Source organism: Dickeya chrysanthemi NCPPB 402 (genome assembly GCF_000406105.1).
GTDB classification, from domain to species: Bacteria; Pseudomonadota; Gammaproteobacteria; order Enterobacterales; family Enterobacteriaceae; genus Dickeya; species Dickeya chrysanthemi.
The window spans coordinates 3,782,365-3,806,395 of sequence record NZ_CM001974.1; the positions used below are offsets into that span (position 1 = coordinate 3,782,365).

21 protein-coding genes are annotated in these 24,031 nt (G+C 55.2%); 7 read left to right on the forward strand and 14 right to left on the reverse strand.

Features of this window, described 5'->3' with window-relative positions:
- Positions 1-394 precede the first annotated feature (394 nt).
- On the forward strand, positions 395-1,156 hold the full coding sequence (locus DCH402_RS20800; RefSeq protein WP_152486937.1) for a hypothetical protein: 762 nt from the start codon (positions 395-397) through the stop codon (positions 1,154-1,156).
- Between the two features lie 155 nt (positions 1,157-1,311).
- Here the strand turns inward: DCH402_RS20800 and DCH402_RS16655 are convergent, their stop codons facing one another.
- The 13 genes from DCH402_RS16655 to DCH402_RS16715 all read right to left on the reverse strand — a co-directional run bounded on the left by DCH402_RS16655 (position 1,312) and on the right by DCH402_RS16715 (position 14,954).
- The gene (locus DCH402_RS16655; protein WP_226052408.1) at positions 1,312-2,211 is read right to left on the reverse strand and encodes a pectate lyase family protein; all 900 of its coding nucleotides are present in this window, start codon (positions 2,209-2,211) and stop codon (positions 1,312-1,314) included.
- Positions 2,212-2,240: 29 nt separating this feature from the next.
- Positions 2,241-2,702 carry a type II secretion system protein GspM gene (gene gspM, locus DCH402_RS16660; protein WP_040002318.1) on the reverse strand — a complete coding sequence of 154 codons (462 nt, stop codon included), beginning with the start codon at positions 2,700-2,702 and terminating at the stop codon, positions 2,241-2,243.
- Positions 2,699-3,874: a type II secretion system protein GspL gene (gspL, locus tag DCH402_RS16665; protein WP_040002319.1), complete on the reverse strand. Its 1,176-nt coding sequence runs from the start codon at positions 3,872-3,874 to the stop codon at positions 2,699-2,701. Before gspL ends, gspM begins: the two co-directional genes overlap by 4 nt.
- Complete coding sequence (locus DCH402_RS16670; RefSeq protein WP_226052410.1) at positions 3,864-4,736, reverse strand: type II secretion system protein GspK; 873 nt, start codon at positions 4,734-4,736, stop codon at positions 3,864-3,866. The genes gspL and DCH402_RS16670 overlap by 11 nt, the downstream gene beginning before the upstream one ends.
- A gap of 35 nt (positions 4,737-4,771) precedes the next feature.
- Complete coding sequence (locus tag DCH402_RS16675) at positions 4,772-5,317, reverse strand: type II secretion system protein GspJ (RefSeq protein ID WP_040002321.1); 546 nt, start codon at positions 5,315-5,317, stop codon at positions 4,772-4,774.
- On the reverse strand, positions 5,314-5,682 hold the full coding sequence (gene gspI / locus DCH402_RS16680; RefSeq protein ID WP_040002322.1) for a type II secretion system minor pseudopilin GspI: 369 nt from the start codon (positions 5,680-5,682) through the stop codon (positions 5,314-5,316). Before gspI ends, DCH402_RS16675 begins: the two co-directional genes overlap by 4 nt.
- A 35-nt stretch (positions 5,683-5,717) precedes the next feature.
- Positions 5,718-6,134, reverse strand: a complete 417-nt coding sequence (gspG, locus tag DCH402_RS16685; protein WP_040002323.1) for a type II secretion system major pseudopilin GspG — start codon at positions 6,132-6,134, stop codon at positions 5,718-5,720.
- A 19-nt stretch (positions 6,135-6,153) separates the two neighbouring features.
- Entirely contained in the window at positions 6,154-7,362 is a 1,209-nt protein-coding gene (locus tag DCH402_RS16690) for a type II secretion system F family protein (RefSeq protein ID WP_233276295.1), read from the reverse strand.
- Positions 7,352-8,827, reverse strand: coding sequence for a GspE/PulE family protein (locus DCH402_RS16695; protein WP_040002324.1), 1,476 nt, complete (start codon positions 8,825-8,827; stop codon positions 7,352-7,354). The genes DCH402_RS16690 and DCH402_RS16695 overlap by 11 nt, the downstream gene beginning before the upstream one ends.
- Complete coding sequence (gene gspD, locus DCH402_RS16700; protein ID WP_040002325.1) at positions 8,827-10,920, reverse strand: type II secretion system secretin GspD; 2,094 nt, start codon at positions 10,918-10,920, stop codon at positions 8,827-8,829. Before gspD ends, DCH402_RS16695 begins: the two co-directional genes overlap by 1 nt.
- A gap of 15 nt (positions 10,921-10,935) precedes the next feature.
- A complete protein-coding gene (locus tag DCH402_RS16705; RefSeq protein ID WP_040002326.1) occupies positions 10,936-11,442 on the reverse strand; it encodes a type II secretion system protein N in 507 nt (168 codons plus the stop codon).
- A gap of 591 nt (positions 11,443-12,033) precedes the next feature.
- The gene (locus DCH402_RS16710; protein ID WP_040002327.1) at positions 12,034-13,443 is read right to left on the reverse strand and encodes an MATE family efflux transporter; all 1,410 of its coding nucleotides are present in this window, start codon (positions 13,441-13,443) and stop codon (positions 12,034-12,036) included.
- Positions 13,444-13,475: 32 nt separating this feature from the next.
- A complete protein-coding gene (locus tag DCH402_RS16715; protein ID WP_040002328.1) occupies positions 13,476-14,954 on the reverse strand; it encodes an efflux transporter outer membrane subunit in 1,479 nt (492 codons plus the stop codon).
- 125 nt (positions 14,955-15,079) lie between these two features.
- Between DCH402_RS16715 and DCH402_RS16720 the strand changes: the two genes are divergently transcribed.
- From DCH402_RS16720 to DCH402_RS16745, 6 genes are all read left to right on the forward strand, one after another.
- On the forward strand, positions 15,080-15,697 hold the full coding sequence (locus tag DCH402_RS16720; protein ID WP_027713031.1) for a TetR/AcrR family transcriptional regulator: 618 nt from the start codon (positions 15,080-15,082) through the stop codon (positions 15,695-15,697).
- 93 nt (positions 15,698-15,790) lie between these two features.
- Entirely contained in the window at positions 15,791-16,909 is a 1,119-nt protein-coding gene (locus tag DCH402_RS16725) for an efflux RND transporter periplasmic adaptor subunit (RefSeq protein WP_040002329.1), read from the forward strand.
- The gene (locus DCH402_RS16730; protein ID WP_040002330.1) at positions 16,906-19,971 is read left to right on the forward strand and encodes an efflux RND transporter permease subunit; all 3,066 of its coding nucleotides are present in this window, start codon (positions 16,906-16,908) and stop codon (positions 19,969-19,971) included. Before DCH402_RS16725 ends, DCH402_RS16730 begins: the two co-directional genes overlap by 4 nt.
- A gap of 43 nt (positions 19,972-20,014) precedes the next feature.
- The gene (locus DCH402_RS16735) at positions 20,015-20,821 is read left to right on the forward strand and encodes an oxidoreductase (RefSeq protein WP_040002331.1); all 807 of its coding nucleotides are present in this window, start codon (positions 20,015-20,017) and stop codon (positions 20,819-20,821) included.
- A 385-nt stretch (positions 20,822-21,206) separates the two neighbouring features.
- Entirely contained in the window at positions 21,207-22,493 is a 1,287-nt protein-coding gene (fabF, locus tag DCH402_RS16740) for a beta-ketoacyl-ACP synthase II (RefSeq protein ID WP_040002333.1), read from the forward strand.
- Between the two features lie 100 nt (positions 22,494-22,593).
- Positions 22,594-23,415 (forward strand): SDR family NAD(P)-dependent oxidoreductase, encoded by an 822-nt coding sequence (locus DCH402_RS16745; protein ID WP_040002334.1) that lies wholly within the window; start codon positions 22,594-22,596, stop codon positions 23,413-23,415.
- Between the two features lie 207 nt (positions 23,416-23,622).
- On the opposite strand, the gene DCH402_RS16750 is transcribed toward DCH402_RS16745, so the two are convergent.
- On the reverse strand, positions 23,623-23,997 hold the full coding sequence (locus DCH402_RS16750) for a winged helix-turn-helix transcriptional regulator (protein WP_040002335.1): 375 nt from the start codon (positions 23,995-23,997) through the stop codon (positions 23,623-23,625).
- Positions 23,998-24,031 lie beyond the last annotated feature (34 nt).

The following is a 24,031-nucleotide window of genomic DNA, read 5'->3' on the forward strand; positions in this document are numbered from 1 at the left end:
AACACGCTCGCGTGTTGAACAACGCAACGCGTTGGCCCGTCAGGGCAAGGCTCATTGAGCCTTGTCACGCGGCAAGTGAGTGACAAATTCGTCGGGAACGAATTTGACCAGCCAAAGGCTGGCCTCTGGTGAGAGACAGGATGTCTCTCATTTCATCCCGATGAGCTTACTCAGGTAAGTGATTCGGGTGAACGAACGCAGCCAACACACCTGCAACTTGAAGTATGACGGGTATATAAGGAGGGAGTAATTCGTGACATCTTAACCGATATACTTTCTAGCTTTATTTATCATGCTAACGGCCATCGAAAGTGAGTATGCGTTTTCAGGGAATATCTGCACCTGAAATAACAACGCTGGCGATCACGTAGGTGACCGATTAAATAAGGTGATTATGATGATCTTAAAGAAGCGATTAATGAGTCTGCTGTGTTTACCCATTGCCATCAGTCTGGTGAGCATAAGCCCGTCTTATGCTTTGACCAACGAGCAATACAAAACGCTCATATACGGATTAGCGGCAGGGGGGGCCTGGGCTGGCTGGGGAACGTTAAACGCGGTGCTGTCGTATATTGCAAGAGGCGGCGGCCCGCTGACTGCCGAAGATGGCGTCAATATTTTGACAGCCATCTGTGGTGCAAATGCTGCGGCCTTCTTCAGGTCATGGAGCCCGCCCACCGACCCAATCAGTGCGGCGAATATTCTGCTGGCTGCCACCAAATCGGGTGCCGTTGCTGCCACTGCATCAACATGCCATTGGGTGGGTAATGCCATTTTCAAGACCATTTTCGTGAATGACCAAAATAACGCTGCCCACCTGAGTCCCAGTGAGAGACGGGTTCTTTATCACGATGCAAACGTCATGATCATGCTAAAAACCAAACTGGCACAACAAATTGAGACTGCCGCTAGCAAAAAAAAAGCGGCTGATGACTATGCTGCAACATATGTTCATGACTGCACAAACGGTAATATAGCGTACGATTGTAGTGAACAGTACAAAGCACTGCAAATCTCGGTTAAGCAGGCAAAAGCAGCATACCTTGCCGTCAGGCAGACAGCATGGGATGTTGCCCATTTAGCTCAGCAGATTGCCTATGAGGAACACGATTTTATCAACTCTCAACACAAGATGAGTCCCCGGCCTACAGCCTAGATAAAGCTGGCAGAAATACACCACAGCGTTTTCCGTCAGTGACACCCGGAATTTTCCCGGCAAAGACCGGGGGAATTCCGGCACGGTTTGCACGATTCCGCTGGCTGACAGACGCAAGAGGTTCACTCCGCCAGGTGTACCGGTTATAGGCAGCGCTATACCCCCCAGGTCTTATTGATGATTTGACCGTTAACGTTATCATTCTGGCTGTGCAGATATCCCCGTTTGTAATCCACAACAGAAAAATTCTCAAGCGCCGTATAAAAACTATTATTGGATGAATACACGCGCGCGTCGCCGTCAACGGTGAAACCTAAATGGAATCCTTTTATCATATTATTAAAAACATTAAATTCACCATAGCGAAATAACCCAGGGGCACGAACATAGAGGTTGTAGTAATAATTATTGCAGATAGTGATTCGGGGCTTGCCTTTAAATCTACTGCTGCCATCAACCGGATAACCGAAGATACAACCGTATCGGTGATTGGCAAAAACACAGTAGGAAATGGTAATGAAATCAGCGCCCTCTCCAAAATAGATATGCTTATCTTCCGCGCCATCATTAACCGCCCACGGGTGCCCCACGAAGTTACAATGATCCAACCAGTAGCCTTCACCCGAGCTGACTCTCAGTTGAATATCGTTATTGCCGTTAATTTTCTTATCATGTAGGAAAGTCAGATTCTTGATGATGACATTCCCCACGTTATTGTCGGCGATCAGGTAAATATTATTAAGCGTAATCGCTGGATTGCGGCCGACTAAGGTTTTATTCGACCCCAGTAAGATAATGTGCTTATCAGGTGTATTCAGCGTGCTTGTGATAACAATATTTTTATGCTCCGGGCCGGCAAGATGGAAAGCCAGCGCGTTTACGTTGTCAACATAGACAATTTGGCCCCCCACTCCCCCACCGCTCACCTGTTTCATCTTGGCATACCCGGTTACACCACTATCAGACTGGGCAATTCTGGCGTAGGGAAATACGGGCAGCAACACAGCAAGCTTAAGTAAATGCCGCCGTGAAAAAACGGTATCCATCGCAGGCATAACCGTATTCTTTCGCATCGTAGCCTCGCTTATTCAGTCGGGGTTGAGGAATGTAACACCACATGCATCAGGCGAATGTCGCCAGGTTCGCTCGCCGGCACCGCGTCCAGTTGAACCACGCTGATGCCATACTGCTGCTGGAGATCGCTGAGCCAGAGAAACAACGCGTTGAAACCAACCGCCACAGGAGACGCGAGCACAGCCTCTCGCGGGTGGTACTGAAATGCGGCGGCGAGAGCGGCTGGCGGCGCAGAGCGCCGGAGGGCTTCCTGCAACGGCAACGCGAGCGTCTTTTTGTCGGGTCTGGCTACCAGCCAGACGGTGAAATCCTGCTGCTGTGCGACCCAGACGCTGGCTTGATGCAACTGCGCGGATTTTTCGCGAAAGTGCACCAATAGAGCCGAGAGAAGAATGACGATGGCCCCCATTGCAGCCAGCCAGCGCCGCTGGGCCCGGGTAAACGTGCGCCATGCGTGCAAGACCGCATTCACTGCAACCGCCTTATGACGAGGGTGACGTGAGTTTTTTCCGCCTGGGCCTCATGAACAGCCACACTCACGGTGGCAGGAGCCGTATGAATGAGCGTTCTGACTTCTGTTTCCGGCAGGAGAACATCAAGCCGAAGTTGACGCTGCGACGCATCGAACTGCAGGCGGGTAATCACTGGGTCGTGGAATCGCTGGCTCAGGGTTAAATAATCGGCCAATCGATCAAAGAAGTTGCTCTCACCACTCACCACGAGTTGCTGTTGACGATCGCGGATTAATCGCTCCAGCACCGGTAACGAAACACCGGCGTCGCCGATAGGCTGATGAGCATAAAATGTCTGCAAAAATGCCGTGTCACGCTGTATTTGATAGCCCACTATTCCCAACCCGCTCGCCAGCGCGAGTATCACCGCGGCCAACAGCGCCAGGCTGATGGCCGCGATGTAGCGGTGCCATGACCGTCTATGCGTAATGTGAAGAGAGCCTGGCAGGCCGCGCAACAGATTGACATCGACACGTTCAGGTGGTGCAAGACGCTGGGCATCCGACAGGGCCGGATGTTGCGCTGCCCAGCACACAGCCTCTACCGGAGGCGGACCGTAGAGCGATACCGATTCCGGCGCGGCAATATGGGGCAGCAACGTCTGAACCGACGCCGCAGGCAGCCAGTATCCAGCCCCCTTGCTAAAACGCAGCAACCAACGCTGTTCTGCCCACGCTAAAACTATGGGTGCATCAGGCAGGCTCAACCATTCAGGCAGAATCTGCTTCACGTTAAGCCCTGCTGTTTTCACCTCATCCAATACCGCCGACAGCCACGCGCGCGAACAGCCGAATATCAACCGACTGCCGCGATCCAGCCGCCACCAGTGAAAATCAGCAGCAGGTTGCCCCAGCTTATCTTCAATCAGCAGCGCCAGTTGTGCGGCCGATAGCGCGACGTTTCCCGTGACGCTAACCGTTTCCAGCACGCCCTGCTCGGCAGGGATCCATAAAATGGCGTCGTCCTCTCGCCGGGTGGCAACGGGCAGCGTTAATTCCGCCAGGCTGCTGGCTTCTCCCTGATGAATCGGCTCACCACTGTCGGCAGAGCACCACCACCACCGTACTCTTCCATGCGGAGAAGACGGCAACAGGATCGACAGCCGAGCCGTTTTCTTTTGCTTAAAGAACATCGGGTTCACCAGAATCAATAAAATAGCGGCGGCGGTACACCAACGCCTGGCCTTGATAAAAATAGAGCCAGGTCGCAAGACCGAGGTTATGGCCACCTGCGGAGAGGGTCAGGGTTAAGAGGTAGTGGTGGCTGCCAAAATTAAGGTAGCGATTGTCGTGTGCTAAAGCCGGCGGCAGTTCCTTTACCCCACGCCACCCTGTAGCAGGCCGGCTCCGTAATAACGACTCCAGTGGCGCCTGTTTATCGGTAATATGCAGCACCTCGGCCAACAGCGGCAGCGTCTCACGGGTTATCGCATTGATGTTGATTTTAAAGACGTCAGACGTTTCCGACAGTGAGAAAATTGGCCACACACAGCTGATCCGCTGCAAGAAAGACCTTTCCGCCGCCGGCAACGGAAGCTGGCTCAACTGGCTGATATCGCTAAATTCCGCGCCGTTCAGCATGGTTTTCAGCGTATCCTGCGACGGAAGGGGCGAAAAACCCTGCTTTGCTAATACGGCATCGATCCAGTCGCGGGCCATATTTTTACGAACGCCGGCGCGGTCAGATTTCTTCGCCTCAATCAGCAGCCAGTTGAGATTAAAACAGCCCGATAAATCTTTTACCTGGTAGCGGATCGTCTGACCGCTACTGTCTTGCTTCGTACCCGTTGCGGCAAGCGCACCGGTAATAAGCTGGCTATGATGCTGAGCCAACTGCACGCGCAGGCTTTGCGCTATTATCGATTCTGCACTCAACAACGCCCAGCGCTGGTTCATCTGTTGGCGATGGTGACGCAGCGAATAATGCACCAGCAGGCTGTTCTGCATCACTCCCGCCAGTAAAAGCATGCCGATCAACACCACCAGCATCACCATCAGCAGGATAACGCCTTTTTGGTCATCAGCACGCGTCATGGCACGCCCCTCAGCAAAATCAGCCGCTGATACGTTCCCAAATCGCTAAGGGTCACGGTGAATTCAATGGCGCTGGGCGGCAAAGGCTGCCAACCGGTCTCGTTTTGCCAACTGCCTTGCTGGTAAAAACGCAGACGCCAGCTCTGCACGCCGGTCAGAACCGCCTGCCAGCGGGGGGCGAGCGACGTTTGTCGGTAAATCACGCCGTCCTGCAAGCGCCACACGATCCGCACGGTCGATGTCCGTTGAGAAAGCAGGCCGCTACTGAATGCCAGCGTACTCAACTTGCTCCCATCCAGCGGCTCAGTAAACAGCAATATGCTCCCACCGGCACGTTTAAACGGGACGAGGTTAGAGAGGTCCTGATGCATCTGCTGCACGCCCGTCACCAGCATAGTGATATGCTGCTGCCGGAGGCGTAAACGCTGACTTCCGCTAGTCAGCCCTCGCAGTATAAAGAGTGCGCTCACCAGCAGTACCGAGGCAACGGCGACGGAAAGCAGCACCTCCAAAAGCGAAAATCCTCTCTGGGTCTGTTTCATGGCGGCGCAATACTGAGCTGGACTAGCGGCTGCGACTGCGTGGCATTAAAGACCCTGACCTGCAACCGCCTCATGCCTGACGGCGCGACGTCCTGCGTGTAGCCCAATTCCCAGCGCCAGCGTTGATTGCCCATCACGCTATTGCCAGACGCTTGCTCGTCGCCGGCAGATAACGGCGTCAGGCGGGAGAGAACCAGAATATTATCTGCGACCCAGCCTGCGATAATCGCCTCCTGAGTGTAGGCCGTCATCGCCATCTGCTGAGAAACAACGCGAAGAATAGTGCTACCGCACAGCGCCAGAATAAACACAGCGATTAATACTTCCAGCAAAATTATCCCTCTGACTTTTTTATTATTGGTCATAAGGCACCTCTCGCTTTTTTATTTCGAAACAGCGACTATTTCGTCCAGTTTCCAATATCATCTGCGGTGGCGGCTTTTTCATCCGGCCCTGAAGAGTAAATATCGACATCCTTATGCTGACCCGGGTTAGCATAATAGTAGGCATGTCCCCAAGGGTCTTTGGGAAGTTCGGATACATAACCGCCGCTCAGGCTTGCGCGGTTTTTTTCTGCCGTCAGCGCAGACAACCCCTCCTGTTCTTCCGGGAAGTGATTATGATCGAGATGATACATCTCTAATGCGTTTTCAATGGCGCTGATATCCGCTTTGGCTTTTTGAATATTGGCTCGCTGTTTGCTCCCCATGATATTGGGAATGATCAGGGTGGTCATTAATCCAATAATGACAATAACAACCATAATCTCCATCAAGGTAAACCCTTGCTGGACGCTTTTAATGCGCCGATATGACATAAATATTTACTCTCTGGCGTTAGATAGTATTACTGAGTTGCATAATAGGCTGGAGTATTGACATAACAATAAATAAAATCAGGCTGGAGATGATAATTAATAAACCATTCTCACTTAGCAGTAATACCAAACTAATTCTCCGCTTAAGACTCTCCTCCTGTATATCGGCGATATACTTCAGCATCTGTTCCAGCCTGCCGCTTTGCTCACCGGAGGCAATCATATGTTTTACCATCCCGGAAAATATGTCGTTATTACTGAGCGATTCGGTGAGCGACTTACCTTCGTTTACCTTTTGGCTGGCTACGGCAAGCTGAAAGCGCGCAAAACTGTTGTTAAGTACATTTTCGGCTACGCTCATCGACTCCAGCAGCGGGATTGCGCTGGCGATTAAGATCTCCATGGTGCGGATATAGCGTGCGCTGCTTATATCCCTTAATAACGGGCCGATGACGTGTAGCCTGAGCAGGTGACGATCCAGCCAGAGTTTACGCGCGGGTATGCGTATAATCTGGTGCAGGCCGATGACCAGCGCTACCAGCGCGGCCAGCAACACCCAACCATATTGATTCAACAAATCGCTGATGACTAACAGCGTTCGCGTGGTCAGCGGCAACGGGGTATGCATTTGCTGAAGTTGCATGACAACCTGCGGCACCACCGAGGAGAGTAAAACCGACACCACAATGACGCTCATTACGGCAAGCAGCGCGGGATAAAGCAGCGCCTGAATTAACGCATTCTTGGTTTTCTGCCGCTGATCGAGATAATCCGCCAGCCTGATTAGCACCAGCGCCAGGCAGCCCGTCGCTTCCCCGGCAGCAACCATCGCGCAGTATAAGCGATTAAAGCTGTGCGGCAGGGTTTGCAGCGCCTGCGCAAAACTCACGCCTGCTATCAGTTGTTCCCGCACGGCGTTGAGCACCCCCCCTACGGCCGGCTTATCCGCCTGACCAGCCAGCGTGGTTAACGCTTCCTCCAGCGGAATGCCCGCGTCAAGCAGAGAAGCAAGCTGGCGAGTTAATAACGCCAGATCGAGGGTGGATAATCTTTCATAGCGGCTCAGGAAAAGCAGCCACTGTTGCAGCAGGCTGATGCGGCAACTGACCATAATTAGCTGCCGGGCGAATAACTGCTCCCGCAACGACTCTTGCGAAAAAGCGCGGCGGTGGCCGGTCACCACCTCCCCGTCTTTATTGACCGCAATATAGCGAAAATTACGCATCATCAAGCTCACCTGTAACCCGGATGACCTCATCAAGCGAGGTTAAACCAGCCAGGACTTTATTGACCCCATCCAGGCTGAGTGAAGCCGCATTTCCAGCCAGCGCTGCCAACTCACTCTCATTTTTTTGCTGATAGATCGCTACACGCATCGGTTCATTAATCACCACCAGCGTCTGAATCAGCGTACGCCCGAGATAACCGGTATTAAAACAGGCCGGGCAGCCCTGCGCGCGATATCCCGTCATGCCCTCCCGCCAGGGCACGCTGAGCATCCGGCATTCCGCTTGCGTGATGGCTACGGGCTGACGGCAGTGGACGCACAGGCATCTCACCAGTCGCTGCGCCATGACGGCATTCAGCGCACTGGCCAGCATAAAAGGCTCTACGCCCATATCCTGCAAGCGGGTAAGTGCGCTGATGGCGGTATTGGTATGTAGCGTCGACAGCACCAGATGGCCGGTCATCGATGCCTGTACCGCTATCTGCGCCGTTTCCTGATCGCGAATTTCGCCGATTAAAATCACGTCAGGGTCCTGACGCAAAATAGCCCGCAACCCTTTCGCGAACGTCATACCAATTTTGCCGTTAACCTGAGTCTGCGAGATATTGGCGATGTCATATTCGACCGGATCTTCGATGGTCATGATGTTCAGCTTTTCTTGATCCAGTTCGTTGATCATCGCATACAGCGTTGAGCTTTTACCCGACCCGGTCGGCCCCGTGACCAGAATGATGCCATTCGGCCGGCTCACTAACGACACCACCTTTTTTCTCACCGCGTCAGGTATGCCGAGCTGACGTAAATCCAGTTTAACGGCGTTTTTATCCAGCAAACGCAGCACAATCCTTTCGCCATAACTAGAGGGTAATACCGACACCCTGACATCTACGGCCCGGCCCAATATACGTAAACTCATGCGCCCGTCCTGCGGTTTGCGTTTTTCTGCAATATCCAGGCGGGACATAATCTTTAGTCGCGAAACCAGCAACGAAGAGAGGCGCCGTTCCGGCTCAAGCTTTTTGTGCAGTACGCCATCAAGGCGAAAACGGATGGCGACCCGCTGCTCAAACGTTTCAATATGGACATCGGAAGCGTGTTCCTTCAGCGCCTGCGCAAGAATCGCGTTAATCAGCTTAACGATAGGCGGATTATCTTCGTTATTGAGAATCTCTTCGTACACCGGCAGCGCATCGGCTAACTGGTACATATCCAGATCCTCGCTCAGCCCGGCCATAACCTCACTCGCCCGCTGATCGCTATTCTGAAACGTGCTGGCGATACGCTCCGCGAAGGCGTCCTCGTCGGTGACGATGAGTAACGTGCCCGGCGGGCAATGGCGCAACGCACTCATAATCGCCTGCGGATGGGCATCGCTACGGTAATAAATCCGCCAGACGTCATCTTGTCTCTCAATTAAAATGCCCTGGCTTTTCGCCCACTCCAGGCTAGAGACCTTTGGATGCATTAGCGCAGACTCGCCGTGAATTTCTGAATGCTGTTCAGAATAGCGTTCACTCCGGCATTCGGGCCTTCGGTCGCATGGGACTCGGAGAAACGCCGCACCGCCTCATCAGCCACAGAGGAAGACGCGCCTTGCCTTGCCTGCGCGGCCTCAACACCATCGCTACGAATAATTCGCGGGCGGATAAACAGCATCAGATTACGTTTGTCATTGTTATGTGAGGTATACCTGAATAAGTTGCCCAGCCAGGGGATATCACCCAGCAGAGGAACCTTGTTAGTGGTCTCTTTATTCTCGTCATCCAATAACCCGCCAATCACGACGGTTTCGTCATCCTGAACTTGCACCACGTTATTTACCGTACGAATATTAAACACCGAGCCGAGATTACTATTTACCTGCGCGGTATCGGACAAGCTGGAAATTTCCTGCGAAATATGTAACAGAATGGTTCCACTCTGATTGATGCGGGGCAGGATACTGAACTTAATGCCAATAGTGCGCCGCTGGACCGTATTAAAAATATTATCGTTATTGGTGGTTTGCGAGCCGGTTAAAATAGGTACGTCCTGACCGACGTTAAATTCTGCGCGGTGATTGTCGAGGGTAACGACGCTGGGCGTTGCGAGAATATTATTACGCTTATTACTTTCGAGCGCGTTAAATAATGTTCCCCAGTTGCCATGATAAAAACCGGCAACCAGTCCCTCTGTCCCTTTTAACGCATTGACTAATGGATTAGCCTGATTGAACCCATTCCCGGCGTTAACGCCAGTGAAGTTGCTGCCGCCATAATTTCTATTTCCCCAGGCGATGCCGAGATTCAAGCCTTCGGCTTGCTGTACTTCCACCACAATCGCTTCAACCAGTACCTGCTCATGCCGGACGTCAAGCTGCTGTATAATTGATGCCGCCTGACGCATAGCTGCGGGTGGCGCGCTGACGATCACTGCATTGTTATCGCGATCGGCATGGGCGCGGATTTGCCTCACCAGCGTATCACCGTCGCTGAACAGACTGCCGAGATCATTCGAAAAACCTTCGCCAGATGCAGGATCTGTACCGCCGCTGGCAGCCTGATCGTCAGGGTTGACGGACTGTTCCAGGCCCATATTGCCTTGCGACTGCTGCGCGTCCATCGACATGGTGCTACTACTGGTGCTCCTGCCCGTACTCGGCGGTGTGCCTGGCTCAGAACTTCCTGACTGGTTATTGGTGAACAGTTTCGCTATCTGCACCGCATCGGCATACTTTAAAAAAAACACTTGGGATTGCTGATCGGGCACGTCCATAGCTGAAATTAACCGTCTGATTTCCGTCTTCACGTGCGCGCTGCCTTTGACCATAATGGTCCTGGTCGCATCGTTGCCGTAAATTAACGGCGCATCTTTATCTTCAGGGTTGAGGTTTCTGAAAGCGCCCTGCAAAGATTTAGCAATATCCGACGCTTTTGCCCGGCTCACGCCAAATACCGCCGGACTGTTATCTTTTCTGGCATTGTCAACCTGATTCACAATGTCCACCAGTCGTTTAACCACATCCTCGCGCCCGGTGAAGATAAACAAATTACCTGGTGAGTAATATTTCAGTTTCACCGCAACGTCTTCCGATATTCGACTTAAAATAGGCTCCAGTTCTGAACCGGGCAGCGCATCCATTTTTGCCAGACGCACCACAATATTTTTTCCTCGGCCGGTGTTGCCTTCAGTCCAGGCTGCCCGTAAGGATTGCGCCAAAGGGACAATATTCAGAGTGTGGTTATCAATTTGAACCACGCTGTAGCCATAGGTTTCCATCACGTTAAGGAAGAAAACAAAATATTGGGTTTCATCCAAATCATCATAACTACGTACAGAAACCTGCCCGGTCACTGACGGATCAATAATAATATTTTTCTTTAAAACTTGTGCTGCAGTCGCAACAAACTCCTTTATTTCCACTTCACGAAATGAGGCTGAATATTTATTTGATGTATTCGCAGACGTTGTGGCAGCTAAAGAATGAACATCATCAGTCGTCATCGACTTTTCAGCATAAACACGTTGCGATATGATAAAAATTAAAAACAGTGCGTTTGCCCTAAAAATGTTGTTCATTCTTAGATCCTGATCTTAATCATTTTTAAAATGTAACGACCGATAATATCCATTACTGTCGATGATAACTTCATCCGGCAAAATCAGCAGGATCTTTTCATTACCGGGTAGCAAAACATCTCCCGCACGGTAGGTCTGCTGTGTATTATCATTTGCAACTGTTATTCTTGCGGCATTGGCGTCAACCGAATAAACGACACCGGTGAGTTTAGCCGGCGATTCAGACTCCGGCGCATGCTGTATAATGTATTCTGACAAAGGGTGGTCATATATTCTAAACGTATTGTCTATTCTAAATGTATTGTCACTTTCGGATCTGACGACATGCGGTTCTCCAAACAGAAGTTTTTCCGTCACCGCCTTTTTTTGTTGTACCGTATAAAAATAGTGACTGATATAAAATAGACGTCCCGGCGTGTCGCCATCATCTTGCGGCACGATTAACCACGTGGAAAACGCCAGTAAACTCAGCCATGAGATTCCACTGATTACTTTTTTAACCGTAATATTAATGCGTTTCATAGTGCATACTGTATAATCAACAGGCTAGTGCTATTATTAAACGTGTCTTTATTTTCACAACTTTTCATTTCATTTTTTAATATTTATTTATCAAATTCATCTGCCGTATTAAATATATACCCAAAATAATTCGAGTTGCAGGAAGGCGGCAAGAGAGAGAATCCCGATGAGCTTACTCAGGTAAGTGATTCGGGTGAACGAACGCAGCCAACACACCTGCAGCTCGAAGTATGACGGGTATAAACATAATTTAACTAAAAACACATAGAGTTACACCGTCTTATTTTTTGTTAAAATCAGCAATATTTCACTAACTAAAAACGCTACCGCCCTTAGGATACTTAATCCCAAAAGTCATTTATTAAATACCCCATCACATTCTTCTTGAAATAAAATTACAGTTGATGACCTTGATTTACATAAGATTCGTCTCAATAAAAACTACACTTTTTTTCAGATTTAATCGGCACCGTTGCAAATAACCATTAGAGCGGACTGTGCCCACCACGGTAGGCGATCCTGGGTTGCCGCCCGCGAAGGATGGCGACCTGATCCAACTGTAGCGCCGCCCCTCCTGATGGTGACCACAACTCATGTTATGGTCGGCACAGCCGCGCGAATTTTCCGTCCAATGACTAAACTGGCCACGACGGTGATAGCACCATAAGCAAACGCACTTAACGCGACGATGTTGAAAAGCGATGCCAGGTCGGCTTCAAACTGTGTGACGGCCAGCCACCCTGCAACCGCCGCAATCACCATGCGCACAGTCCCGGCGAGTACGGGCCAGAGCACGCGTTTCGCTCCCTGACCGGCAAAATAGAGCGCCATAGCGATGCCGATGGCGCCATAAAACGGCGCTACGTTTTGCAGGTAGCGGGTCCCTGCCGCCAGAATGGCGTAATCGTCGCTAAACAGCGAAAGCCAAAGGCGCGGATAAACCGCCACGACAAGCCCGATTAACTCCGTAAACGTAAACGCGACGGCGGCGCCAACCCAGGCAATACGTTGTGCGCGCTGCGTTTTCCCCGCACCAATATTGACGCCGACCATCGTCATGATCGCCGTCCCCAGCCCAAACAGCAGCGGAATTTGCAGATAATCCAGCCGTGAAGCGATGCCATACCCGGCGATAGCATCAGGCCCGAACAGCCCGACAACGGCAGTCACCACGGTAACGGTCAAATTGATCTGCACAGTACCGATGGCCGACAGGAAACCAACGCCAAGTACATCTTTGAATAATCGGGAACTCAGCGGTGCGATTGACAGCCTGATAACACTGTTGGCCGAACGCATATGCCTGATCAGTAATAGCGTGGCAAAGAGATAGTAGAAAAGTATCGCTATCCCCGCGCCGGCGACGCCAAACGACGGTATCGGCCCCCATCCCATTATCAGCGCAGGAGAGAGCGGCAGCAGGATAGCGCCCCCCAGCAAGGTGATACGCGCAGGGGTTTTCGTGTCGCCCGCACCGCGCAGGGCGGCAGACAACAACGCAACCAGCCAGACCAGCGGCGCCCCGGCAAACACAAGATTTGAATAGGCCAACGCGGCAGAAAGCGACGGCCCTTTAACCCCCATTACATGATACAGCGCCTCACCGCCGATGAGGATAATGGCGGCAAAGGCGGCCCCCAGCACACCAGCAATAATAACGCCATGCCATACCAGCGCCTGCGCATCCTGCCATCGACCTGCGCCGGATGCCCGCGATATCGCCGATGATAATCCCCCGCCGATGCCGCCGTTCGCCATCATTTGCATCAGCATCAAGACGGGAAATACCACCGCCACCCCAGCTAATACATCGGCGCCAAGCGAGCTTACAAAGTAGGTTTCCACTACCCCCACCAACGCCTGAACCACCAGCACCGCAACCGTCGGCAACGCCAGACGAAGCATGACCGGCAGGATGGGGCCGACCAGAATATCCGTGGTCAACTGTTTGGCGGTCGGCTCATGGCTTCGATTTGCGTTCGGTAATAATTTAGTCATCATGCAGGCCCAACACTCAGTGTTATGAATAAAATTTAAACGCCGCTATTGCTGTGCTGGCTGGGAGCCGCCGCCGTTTCTCCGGGTTGCCAGCCGCCGCCGAGCGCTTTGAACGCCGCGACCGCCGCACGGGCGGATTCGGCTTGCGCCTGAAGTCGCGCATCAGAAGCCCGCAGCATACTTTCGTCGGCTTGCAGCACCTCTATCAGGCTAAGGGTGCCGTGCTGATAGGCCGCAAACGCCGCATCCCGCGCCCGGCTGAGTGAACCAACCCCTTGCGTCAGCACGCGGGCCTGCTCCTCATTATTAACCAGCGCCGAGAAGGCGTTTTCCACATCTTCAGTCGCCTGCAATACCGCCAGCCGATAGGCTGCCAGCATCTCAGCTTCCTGGCCTTTGGCCTGGTTGATCTGCGCATTGATGCGGCCGAAATCGAACAGCCGCCAGCGCAAACCGATCACCTCGGACGCCTGGCTGGCGCCGTTGCTAAACAGGTTGCCGCTGGATACCGTCGTCGCGCTGCCAAGCAGCCCACTCAGGGAAAATTTGGGGTAATACTCGGCAACGGCGACACCAATACGCGCGTTGGATGCGGCTAAGCGACGCTCAGCCACGATCAGGTCCGGCCGGCGTCGAAGCAGCTCGCCCGGCGTACCGGTCGCGGCGATTTGCGGCACGGCGGGAATGGCGCTCGTCTCAGCCAGTACTGCCCGGTTCGTGCCCGGCGCCGACCCCAGCATCACATCCAGTGCGTTCATCGCCGTATCCAGCGCAGTTTGTAAAACGGGCACCGATGCCTGCACCTGCGCCAGCGCGCCTTCGGCCTGTCTTACCTGAAGCTCCGCCGCCAGCCCCTTGTCATACAAGCGGTTGATGGTGGCGAGCAAATCCTGCTGTGTTTGCACTTGCCGGCGGGCGACGTTCAGACGGGCCTGTAATCCACGAATCGTGATGTAGATGTCGGCGGTTTGTGCGGCTACCGCCAGACGTGTTGCCGCCACTCCCGCTTCAGACGCCTGATACTCGGCAAGAGCCGCTTCCCGCCCGCGGCGCAGGCCGCCGAACACATCCAGTTCCCAACTGGCGCCGAGATTGGTCTCGTAAGAATTACCGTAGCGGTCGAAACCCGGCGTCGAATTCAGTACTTTCCCCAATGGGGTTTCGACAGACTGGTAGGCACGGCCCGCCTGACCGGAAATGTTGCCGGAAGGCAGCAGTGCGGCATTCGCCGCACCAAGACCGGCACGAGCCTGCACCACACGCGCGGAAGCTTGCGCAAGAGAAAGATTCTGCTGCAACGCCTGCGTGATAAATCGGGTTAATTGCGGATCGCCGAACCCCTCCCACCACGTCAGAAGCTCGGCACGGGTGACGGCATGTCGTTGATTTACAGCCTCCTGACCAAAATATTTTTCCTGCATTGACACGGCAGGCCGGGTGTAATCAGGGCCGACAGCACAACCGGCTAACAAACCAGCCACGGTAAGGACGATAACGGGAGACTTAGGTAACATATTTTTCCACCATAGACATTGCACCGATTTGTGACCATATTACAAATTGGTCACTCGTTGTCAACGAGAAGGTCAGGGGGTAAACTTCTCCCCCTGTGTATTACGTCAGGGGCAAATTGCAAACTATGAGTAAAGAAAACCCTTATCCCGTGTCGAACCGGGGCCCGGCTGATCATGATGTACGGGATCAGATAGTGAGCGCCGCGACCGCGCACTTTAGCCGCTATGGCTATGAAAAAACTACGGTTTCAGACCTCGCCAAAGCCATCGGCTTTTCCAAGGCCTACATTTACAAGTTCTTCCCATCCAAGCAGGCAATTGGCGAAATGATTTGCGCCAACTGTTCGCGAGAGATCGAGTTAGAAGTTCGGGCCGCCGTTGAGGAAGCCGATCGGCCGCCGGAGAAGCTGCGGCGGATGTTTAAGGCCATCGTCGAAGCCAGCCTGCGTTTGTTCTTTAAGGATCGAAAGCTTTATGAAATTGCAGCGTCGGCCGCCGGCGAACGCTGGCAGGTAGCGTGCGCTTATGAGGAACGCATCCAGAAATTACTGCAGGACATCTTGCAGGAAGGCCGACAAAGCGGGGATTTTGAACGAAAAACGCCGCTTGATGAAACGGCAGCAGCGATTTATCTCGTCATGCGCCCTTATCTCAGCCCACTGATGTTGCAGTACAGTTTCGATTACATCGACGAAGCACCGGCGCAATTGTCCAGCCTGATACTGCGTAGCTTATCACCATAGTTCAGCAGCGAACACGAGATAGTGACTATTGACTAAATTGGTCACTTGATTGAAGATGGGTCTCCTGATTAATCCGTCAAGGGGACTCTACTTATGGCTCGTCGCCGCCTCCTTTCATTTGCAGTTATCTGCGCATTGCCGCTTGCCCTGGCCGCCTGCGGCGAAAAAACATCCTCCGACCCGCGAACGCAGGCGCCACTGGTACGATCCGCAACGATACAGGGCTCAGAGGTTGAGTCACGGACGTTCACCGGAACGATCGCCGCCAGAATAGAGAGTGATTTAGGGTTCCGGGTCTCCGGCAAAGTACTGGAACGGCTGGTCGATACCGGGCAAGCCGTGAAACGTGGTCAGCCGTTGATGCGCCTTGACCCCATCGATCTGGAACTCGCCGCTCGCGCGCAGCAGGAAGCGGTAGTCGCCGCCCGTGCGCGGGCGTTACAAACCGCAGAAGATGAAGCCCGCTACCGCGGCCTACGCGGAACCGGCGCGATATCGTCATCCGCTTACGACCAGGTGAAAGCAGCGGCAGACGCAGCCAAAGCCCAGCTCAGTGCAGCACAAGCCCAGGCCGACGTGGCCCGGAATGCCAGCCGTTATGCGGTATTAGTCGCCGATGGTGACGGCATCGTCATGGACACGCTGGCCGAACCGGGCCAGGTGGTCAGCGCCGGGCAAACCGTCGTACGTTTGGCTCAGGCCGGGCAGCGCGAAGCGATTATCCAGTTACCGGAAACGCTGCGCCCGGCGCTCGGTTCAACCGGGTTGGCAACACGCTTTGGCCAGGCTGGCGCCGGCAGTCCGGCCACCCTGCGGCAACTCTCCAACACGGCGGACAAGCTGACGCGCACATTCGAAGCGCGCTATGTACTGCAAGGCGAGCTGGCCAACGCACCGCTGGGAACCACGGTGATGATCCGGATCGCCGAAGAACAGGCAACGACGCAGGGAAGCCTGCAGGTGCCGCTGGCCGCCTTGTTTGACGCCGGCAAAGGGCCGGGCGTGTGGGTGATTCACGGCGAACCGGCAACGGTAACCTGGCGCCCGGTCGCCATTCAGACGATGAGCGACGACACCGCACGCGTCACCGGCCAGATACAACAAGGTGAACAGATCGTCGCGCTCGGCGCGCACCTGCTGCGCGAAGGCGAAGCGGTGCGGATCGCTGAGGTTGCTGCCGCCACGACTGCTGCGGCGGGAGGTCGCCCGTGAGTGAAAGCCGTTTCAATCTGTCGGCGCTCGCGGTACGCGAACGCGCCATTACGCTGTTTCTGATCTTCCTGATCTCCGTCGCCGGTATCCTCGCGTTCTTCCAACTCGGACGTGCGGAAGATCCGCCGTTTACCATCAAGCAGATGACGATCATCACCGCCTGGCCGGGAGCCACGGCGCAGGAGATGCAGGATCAGGTCGCCGAACCGCTGGAAAAACGCCTGCAGGAGCTGCGCTGGTATGACCGCGCGGAAACCTACACCCGTCCCGGTCTGGCTGTCACCATGCTTTCTCTGCTTGACAACGCACCGCCTTCAGAGATTCAGGAGGAGTTTTATCAGGCGCGTAAAAAGATGGGGGATGAAGCCAAAAAATTGCCTGCCGGCGTCGTCGGCCCCCTCATCAACGACGAATATGCCGACGTGACGTTCGCGCTATTTGCGCTCAAAGCCAAAGGCGAACCGCAGCGGCTGCTGGTACGGGATGCGGAAGCATTACGCCAGCAACTGCTGCACGTTCCCGGGGTGAAGAAGGTCAATATCATTGGCGAGCAACCCGAACGCATTTTCGTTTCGTTCTCCCATGATCGACTGGCTACGCTGGGCGTCACGCCGCAGGATATCTTCGCTGCGCTCAATAACCAGAACGTACTGACCCCGGCCGGCTCCATCGAGACCAAAGGGCCGCAGGTGTTTGTGCGCGTCGACGGCGCGTTCGATAACCTGGAGAAAATCCGCCAGACCCCTATCGTGGCGCAGGGACGGACGCTGAAGTTAGCAGATGTGGCCACCGTCGAGCGCGGTTATGAAGACCCTTCGACCTTCATGGTACGCAGCAACGGTGAACCGGCGCTGTTGCTGGGCGTCGTGATGCGTGACGACTGGAACGGGCTTAAGCTCGGCCAGGCGCTTGAAGCGGAAGTCACCAAGATCAACGCGGCGCTTCCCCTGGGCATGACCTTGAGCAAAGTGACCGATCAAGCCGTCAACATCAGTTCGGCGGTCGACGAGTTCATGGTCAAATTCTTCGTCGCTTTGCTGGTCGTGATGCTGGTGTGTTTTCTCAGCATGGGCTGGCGCGTCGGTATCGTGGTCGCCGCGGCGGTGCCGCTGACGCTGGCGGCGGTGTTCGTCATCATGGCCGCCACCGGCAAGAATTTTGACCGCATCACGCTGGGTTCGCTGATTCTGGCGCTGGGCTTGCTGGTGGATGACGCCATCATCGCCATCGAAATGATGGTGGTGAAAATGGAAGAAGGTTACAGCCGCATCAAAGCATCGGCCTATGCCTGGAGCCACACGGCGGCCCCGATGCTTTCCGGCACGCTGGTCACCGCCATCGGCTTTATGCCGAACGGGTTCGCCCGCTCCACCGCCGGTGAATACACCAGCAACATGTTCTGGATCGTCGGCATCGCGCTGATCGCTTCCTGGGTGGTAGCGGTAGCGTTTACCCCTTATCTGGGGGTGAAAATGCTGCCGGATATCAAGAAGGTCGAGGGCGGACACGACGCCATCTACAACACCCGTCACTACAACCGCTTTCGGCAGGTGCTGGGGCATGTCATTGCCCGCAAGTGGATCGTCGCCGGTGCGGTCATCACGCTGTTCGTGGTATCGGTGCTTGGCATGGGGGCTGTCAAGAAGCAGTTCTTCCCGGCGTCCGACCGGCCAGAGGTGCTTGTCGAAGTGCAGATGCCGTACGGCACCTCGATTGAACAAACCAGCACCGCCACCGCGAAAGTCGAAGCCTGGCTGGCGCAGCAGAAAGAAGCGCAGATCGTGACGTCCTACATCGGTCAGGGTGCGCCGCGTTTCTTCCTCGCTATGTCGCCTGAATTGCCTGATCCGTCGTTCGCCAAAATCGTGGTGCTGGCAGGTAACGATAAAGAGCGCGAAGCCCTCAAGTTCAGGTTGCGCGAGGCGATAGCCGGCGGCTTAGCGCCCGAAGCCCAGGTGCGTGTCACTCAGATCGTGTTTGGCCCGCCGTCGCCGTTCCCCGTCGCCTACCGCGTCATGGGGCCGGATCCGGACAAGCTGCGCGCCATCGCCGATGAAGTCGGGACAGTGATGCGCGCCAGCCCGATGATGCGCACCGTCAATACGGATTGGGGACCACGTGTTCCAACCTTGCACTTCACCCTCAATCAGGACCGTCTCCAGGCAGTAGGGCTGACCACCAACTCGGTGTCCTTGCAACTGCAATTCCTGCTGAGCGGCACCCCGCTGACAGAGGTGCGTGAAGATATTCGTTCGGTGCAGGTCGTTGGCCGCGCGGCGGGTGATATCCGCCTTGATCCCGCCAGGATCGCCGACTTTACGTTAGTCGGTTCCGCCGGGCAGCGCATCCCGTTGTCTCAGGTGGGGTCGGTCGATGTACGCATGGAAGACCCGATCCTGCGACGCCGTGACCGCACGCCGACTATCACGGTTCGCGGCGACATCGCCGAAGGACTGCAACCGCCGGATGTTTCCACCGCCATCATGACGCAGTTGCAACCTGTCATCGCGCGTCTTCCGGCAGGCTACCGGATCGAACAGGCCGGCTCGATCGAGGAATCCGCCAAGGCAACTGTCGCCATGCTGCCGCTGTTCCCGATCATGATCGCCCTCACGCTGCTCATCATCATTTTGCAGGTGCGCTCGATTGCGGCGATGGTGATGGTGTTCGCCACCAGTCCGCTGGGTTTGATCGGCGTGGTGCCGACTCTGCTGCTGTTCCAGCAACCGTTCGGCATCAACGCGCTGGTTGGCCTGATTGCGTTATCAGGGATCCTGATGCGTAACACGCTGATACTGATTGGGCAGATCCACCACAACGAACAGGAGGGCCTGGACCCGTTCCGTGCGGTCGTCGAAGCCACCGTACAGCGAGCCCGACCGGTGCTGCTGACGGCGCTGGCGGCAATTCTGGCGTTCATCCCGCTCACCCATTCGGTGTTCTGGGGAACGCTGGCCTACACACTGATCGGCGGCACCTTGGCCGGGACAATCCTGACGCTGGTGTTCCTGCCGGCCATGTATTCCATCTGGTTCAAGATCAGGGCGGTCCGTCATGCGTGATCGGTCCATCGATCCCTAATTATCTGATTTTAGAGGACTTACTATGTCAAAACAAAAGGTTGTGGTGGTTACCGGCGTCTCGTCAGGCATAGGACGTGCCGTAGCAAAGAAATTTGCCAGTCAGGGCTGTGTGGTCTTCGGCACCGTGCGCAACATCCACACCGCGAACGCATTGCCCGGTGTGGAACTGATCGAAATGGATGTGCGTGATGACGACGCCGTACAGCGCGGCATTCAGTCTATCATTGAGCGGGCTCAACGTATTGACGTGCTTATCAATAACGCAGGCACGAGCTTAGTCGGCGCGGTGGAAGAGACGTCGACGGCGGAAGCCGCCGCCCTGTTCGATACCAACGTGTTCAGTATTTTGCGCACGGTACAGGCGGTGCTGCCGCTCATGCGGGCGCAGGGTAGCGGGCGGATCGTCAATGTCAGTTCGGTGCTCGGTTTCCTCCCGGCGCCGTACATGGGGCTGTACTCCGCTTCCAAACATGCGGTGGAAGGGCTCACGGAAAGTCTGGATCACGAAGTACGCCAGTTTGGTATCCGCGTCACGCTGGTGGAACCGTCTTTCACCCGAACCAATCTGGATATCAATGCGCCGCAGACCAGCGCCAAACTCGACAGCTACGATCGCGAGCGGGGACAGGCATCACACGCCATCGTCAACAGCGTCAACAGTGCTCCCGACCCTGAAGGGGTGGCCGCCACGATTGTCGATGCCGCGCTGGGACCATGGCAGATGCGCCGCACACCGTCAGGGCAAGCCTCTCTGCTACGTAAACTGCGCCGCTTCATGCCTGCCGGACCGGTCGATTCCAGTTTGCGTAAAACCTTCGGGCTCAATTGACCATCTGTTTATACCCAAAATAATTCGAGTTGCAGGACAACACGCTCGCGTGTTGAACAACGCAAAGCGTTGGCCCGTCAGGACAAGACTCATTATGAGTCTTGTCACGCGGCAAGCGAGTGACAAATTCGTCGGGAACGAATTTGACCAGCCAACGGCTGGCCTCCGGTGAGAGACAGGATGTCTCTCATTTCATCCCGATGAGCTTACTCAGGTAAGTGATTCGGGTGAGCGACAAATCTGCCGGGAGCAGATTTGAACGCAGCTTGCTGCGGCCCTGAAAGGGCGAGGCCCAAGGAGGGGCCGAGTCACGCAGCCAACACACCTGCAACTTGAAGTATGACGGGTATAGCAATCATATCAATATGTTAGAGGTAAATACGCCATGAGTACGGGAAACGCTACACGTATCGTCGTGACAGGAACCGGTATTGTCGGGCCATTGGGATGTGGTACCGAAAACGTATGGTCCCGCCTGCTGGCCGGACAATCAGGTATTCGAACGTTACCCGCTGAGCTTACTGACGGCACTGGCACGTCGATCGGTGGGCGGGTGCCAGCTCGGGAGGAAGATCCACTGGCAGGCTATGACGCAGGAGACATTATTGCGCCCAAAGAGCGCAAGAAAATGGATCGTTTCATTGAGTTTGCGTTAATGGCCGCCAAAGAAGCGCTCTCTCAGGCGGGATGGAACCCTGCCGAAGAGTCTCAACGCCAGCGAACGGCCACGATCATTGCGTCCGGCGTCGGCGGGTTCGGCGCCATCGCCGAGGCGGTGCGTACCACCGACGAGCGGGGGCCACGTCGGCTGTCGCCATTTACCGCACCGTCCTTTCTCGCCAACATGGCGGCCGGCCATGTCTCTATCGCACATGGCTTCAAAGGGCCGCTGGGAACGCCGGTCACCGCCTGCGCGGCGGGTGTGCAAGCTATCGGCGATGCGGCACGGCTGATACGCAGTGGCGAAGCGGACATCGCCTTATGCGGCGGCACCGAGGCGGCGCTAGACCGCGTCGCACTCGGATGCTTTGCGGCGGCTCGGGCGCTATCGACCGCATTCAACGATCGCCCTCAGGAAGCCTCGCGCCCCTTTGACAGAGATCGGGACGGCTTTGTGATGGCCGAAGGCGCCGGGTTGCTGGTGATCGAATCGCTCGACCACGCACTGGCGCGCGGCGCGCGTCCGCTGGCGGAGCTGGTCGGCTACGGCACCAGCGCCGATGCCTACCATCTGACGGCCGGCCCGGAAGATGGCAACGGTGCGCAACGCGCGATGCAGCAAGCACTGCGACAAGCCGGCATCGCTCCCGGCGAGGTTCAGCACATCAACGCACATGCTACCTCTACGCCAGTCGGCGATCGGGGAGAGCTGAGCGCCATTCGTGCTGTGTTCGGAACCGACTCCAGCGTCGCGATCACATCAACCAAATCCAGTACCGGTCATTTACTGGGAGCGGCCGGCGGCATCGAGGCCATTTTCACGGTTCTGGCGTTGCGCGATCAAATCGTGCCCCCGACCCTCAACCTGACCCATCCGGATGAGCTGGCCAACGGCCTTGATCTGGTAACGACATCCGCACGGGCAATGCCGATGCAGTATGCCCTGTCGAATGGATTTGGGTTCGGCGGGGTGAACGCCTGCGTGCTGTTTCGTCGCTGGGAAGCGGAGTAAGAGGATCGCCTGGGCAGGCATTCATCAGGCGGAGCGCTGACACAACGCGCTCCGCCAAGTGTTATCAGGTCATCACCAAGCCAACATCAAGGGGATTGCTATGCGTAAAATTTGGTTTATCACCGGTGCCTCTCGCGGTTTCGGCCGTCGCTTTGTCGAAGCGGCACTGCAACGTGGCGATAAAGTCGCCGCCACCGCACGCACTACCGATTCATTGGCCGATCTGGTTGCGGCTCATGGCAGCGCGATTTTACCGTTATCGCTGGATGTGACCGATAAGTCGGCCGTAACCGACGCCATCAGTCAGGCGCACGCGCACTTCGGGCGGTTGGATGTCGTCGTCAACAATGCCGGTTATGGCGTTTTCGGCATGATTGAAGAGATGAGCGAGCAAGAGGTACGCACCCAATTCGACACCAACGTGCTGGGTACGCTGTGGGTGACGCAGGCAGCATTACCCTACCTGCGCGCTCAGGGCAGCGGCCATATCATCATGTTATCCAGCGTACTCGGCCTCGCCTCCTTCCCGACAACCGGCATCTACAGCGCGTCTAAAGCGTCTGTCGAAGCCTTTGCCGACGCGTTATCCCAGGAAGTCGCCGCCTTCGGCATTAACGTAACGATTGTCGAACCCGGCCCGTTCAGCACCGACTTTTCCGCTGCTGCGGTGTATGCCTCACCGCTGGAGTCTTACAGCGGAGTGCGTGATGCGTTTAACGCCAGTTTCTCCGCTATGCCGATCGCCGATCCCGATATCGTCGGCCCGGCGCTGCTGAAAGTGGTCGATGCCGACGACCCGCCGCTGCGGATCTTCTTTGGCCCGCTTGCCAGCCAGGTTATTCCGTATGTCTATGCCGAGCGGCTCAAGACATGGGAAGCCTGGGGAGATGTCGGCACCGGCGCCGATACCCAGCACAGCTAACCGTTTCTTTGTCAGCCTGGGCGTGAAACTCGTCGTTCACGCTCAGGCCCTGTGCCATTTGCCTAATCCATTGGAATAAAAAGCATGAGCAGTACACCGGCTTAACCAACCCGTCTTCCGTATCTGTTGCAAGCCCATCATCAGACACGCTGCTATCTACGCTGGCGGGCTCATGGGGAAAGGTTGCCTCTGCGCTTCCCCCCGGCTCTATTTAGCCTGGCGCCCGCGTGCGGCCGGCCGCTTCGGTATCGTGCCGCCATACACCTGCCACCACGCCGTCAACGCCTCCATCGTCGGCCCCAGTCCGCGAGCCTTCTCGGTGATTTCATATTCGACGCGCGGCGGTACTTCTGCGAAGACCGTGCGTGATACCAGCCCATCCGCTTCCAGTTCACGAAGCTGAGCCGTCAGCATGTGCTGCGTGATACCGGGAATGGCTTTGCGCAATTCACCAAAACGGTAGATTCGCTGGCTGAGCAACCACATGATCTCCAGCTTCCATTTCCCCGAGAGCAGCGCGAATGCCCGACGCATTTCTTCATGCATATTGATCTCTTCACCTTCATTAGTATGGTTTTCCATACTTATCACCACTTTTTCATCCTACTTGCGAATT

Excerpts from the sequence above, each read along its gene's own strand:
- DCH402_RS16745 (WP_040002334.1), top strand. The coding sequence starts at position 22,594 with ATGCGTAAAATTTGGTTTATCACCGGTGCCTCTCGCGGTTTCGGCCGT.
- DCH402_RS20800 (WP_152486937.1), top strand. The coding sequence starts at position 395 with ATGATGATCTTAAAGAAGCGATTAATGAGTCTGCTGTGTTTACCCATT.
- DCH402_RS16675 (WP_040002321.1), bottom strand. The coding sequence starts at position 5,317 with ATGAAACAGACCCAGAGAGGATTTTCGCTTTTGGAGGTGCTGCTTTCC.
- gspL (WP_040002319.1), bottom strand. The coding sequence starts at position 3,874 with ATGTTCTTTAAGCAAAAGAAAACGGCTCGGCTGTCGATCCTGTTGCCG.
- DCH402_RS16710 (WP_040002327.1), bottom strand. The coding sequence starts at position 13,443 with ATGATGACTAAATTATTACCGAACGCAAATCGAAGCCATGAGCCGACC.
- DCH402_RS16725 (WP_040002329.1), top strand. The coding sequence starts at position 15,791 with ATGGCTCGTCGCCGCCTCCTTTCATTTGCAGTTATCTGCGCATTGCCG.
- DCH402_RS16705 (WP_040002326.1), bottom strand. The coding sequence starts at position 11,442 with ATGAAACGCATTAATATTACGGTTAAAAAAGTAATCAGTGGAATCTCA.
- fabF (WP_040002333.1), top strand. The coding sequence starts at position 21,207 with ATGAGTACGGGAAACGCTACACGTATCGTCGTGACAGGAACCGGTATT.
- DCH402_RS16715 (WP_040002328.1), bottom strand. The coding sequence starts at position 14,954 with ATGTTACCTAAGTCTCCCGTTATCGTCCTTACCGTGGCTGGTTTGTTA.
- DCH402_RS16735 (WP_040002331.1), top strand. The coding sequence starts at position 20,015 with ATGTCAAAACAAAAGGTTGTGGTGGTTACCGGCGTCTCGTCAGGCATA.
- gspI (WP_040002322.1), bottom strand. The coding sequence starts at position 5,682 with ATGACCAATAATAAAAAAGTCAGAGGGATAATTTTGCTGGAAGTATTA.
- DCH402_RS16670 (WP_226052410.1), bottom strand. The coding sequence starts at position 4,736 with ATGGTGATGCTGGTGGTGTTGATCGGCATGCTTTTACTGGCGGGAGTG.
- DCH402_RS16655 (WP_226052408.1), bottom strand. The coding sequence starts at position 2,211 with ATGCCTGCGATGGATACCGTTTTTTCACGGCGGCATTTACTTAAGCTT.
- gspG (WP_040002323.1), bottom strand. The coding sequence starts at position 6,134 with ATGTCATATCGGCGCATTAAAAGCGTCCAGCAAGGGTTTACCTTGATG.
- DCH402_RS16690 (WP_233276295.1), bottom strand. The coding sequence starts at position 7,362 with ATGATGCGTAATTTTCGCTATATTGCGGTCAATAAAGACGGGGAGGTG.
- DCH402_RS16695 (WP_040002324.1), bottom strand. The coding sequence starts at position 8,827 with ATGCATCCAAAGGTCTCTAGCCTGGAGTGGGCGAAAAGCCAGGGCATT.
- DCH402_RS16720 (WP_027713031.1), top strand. The coding sequence starts at position 15,080 with ATGAGTAAAGAAAACCCTTATCCCGTGTCGAACCGGGGCCCGGCTGAT.
- DCH402_RS16750 (WP_040002335.1), bottom strand. The coding sequence starts at position 23,997 with ATGGAAAACCATACTAATGAAGGTGAAGAGATCAATATGCATGAAGAA.
- gspD (WP_040002325.1), bottom strand. The coding sequence starts at position 10,920 with ATGAACAACATTTTTAGGGCAAACGCACTGTTTTTAATTTTTATCATA.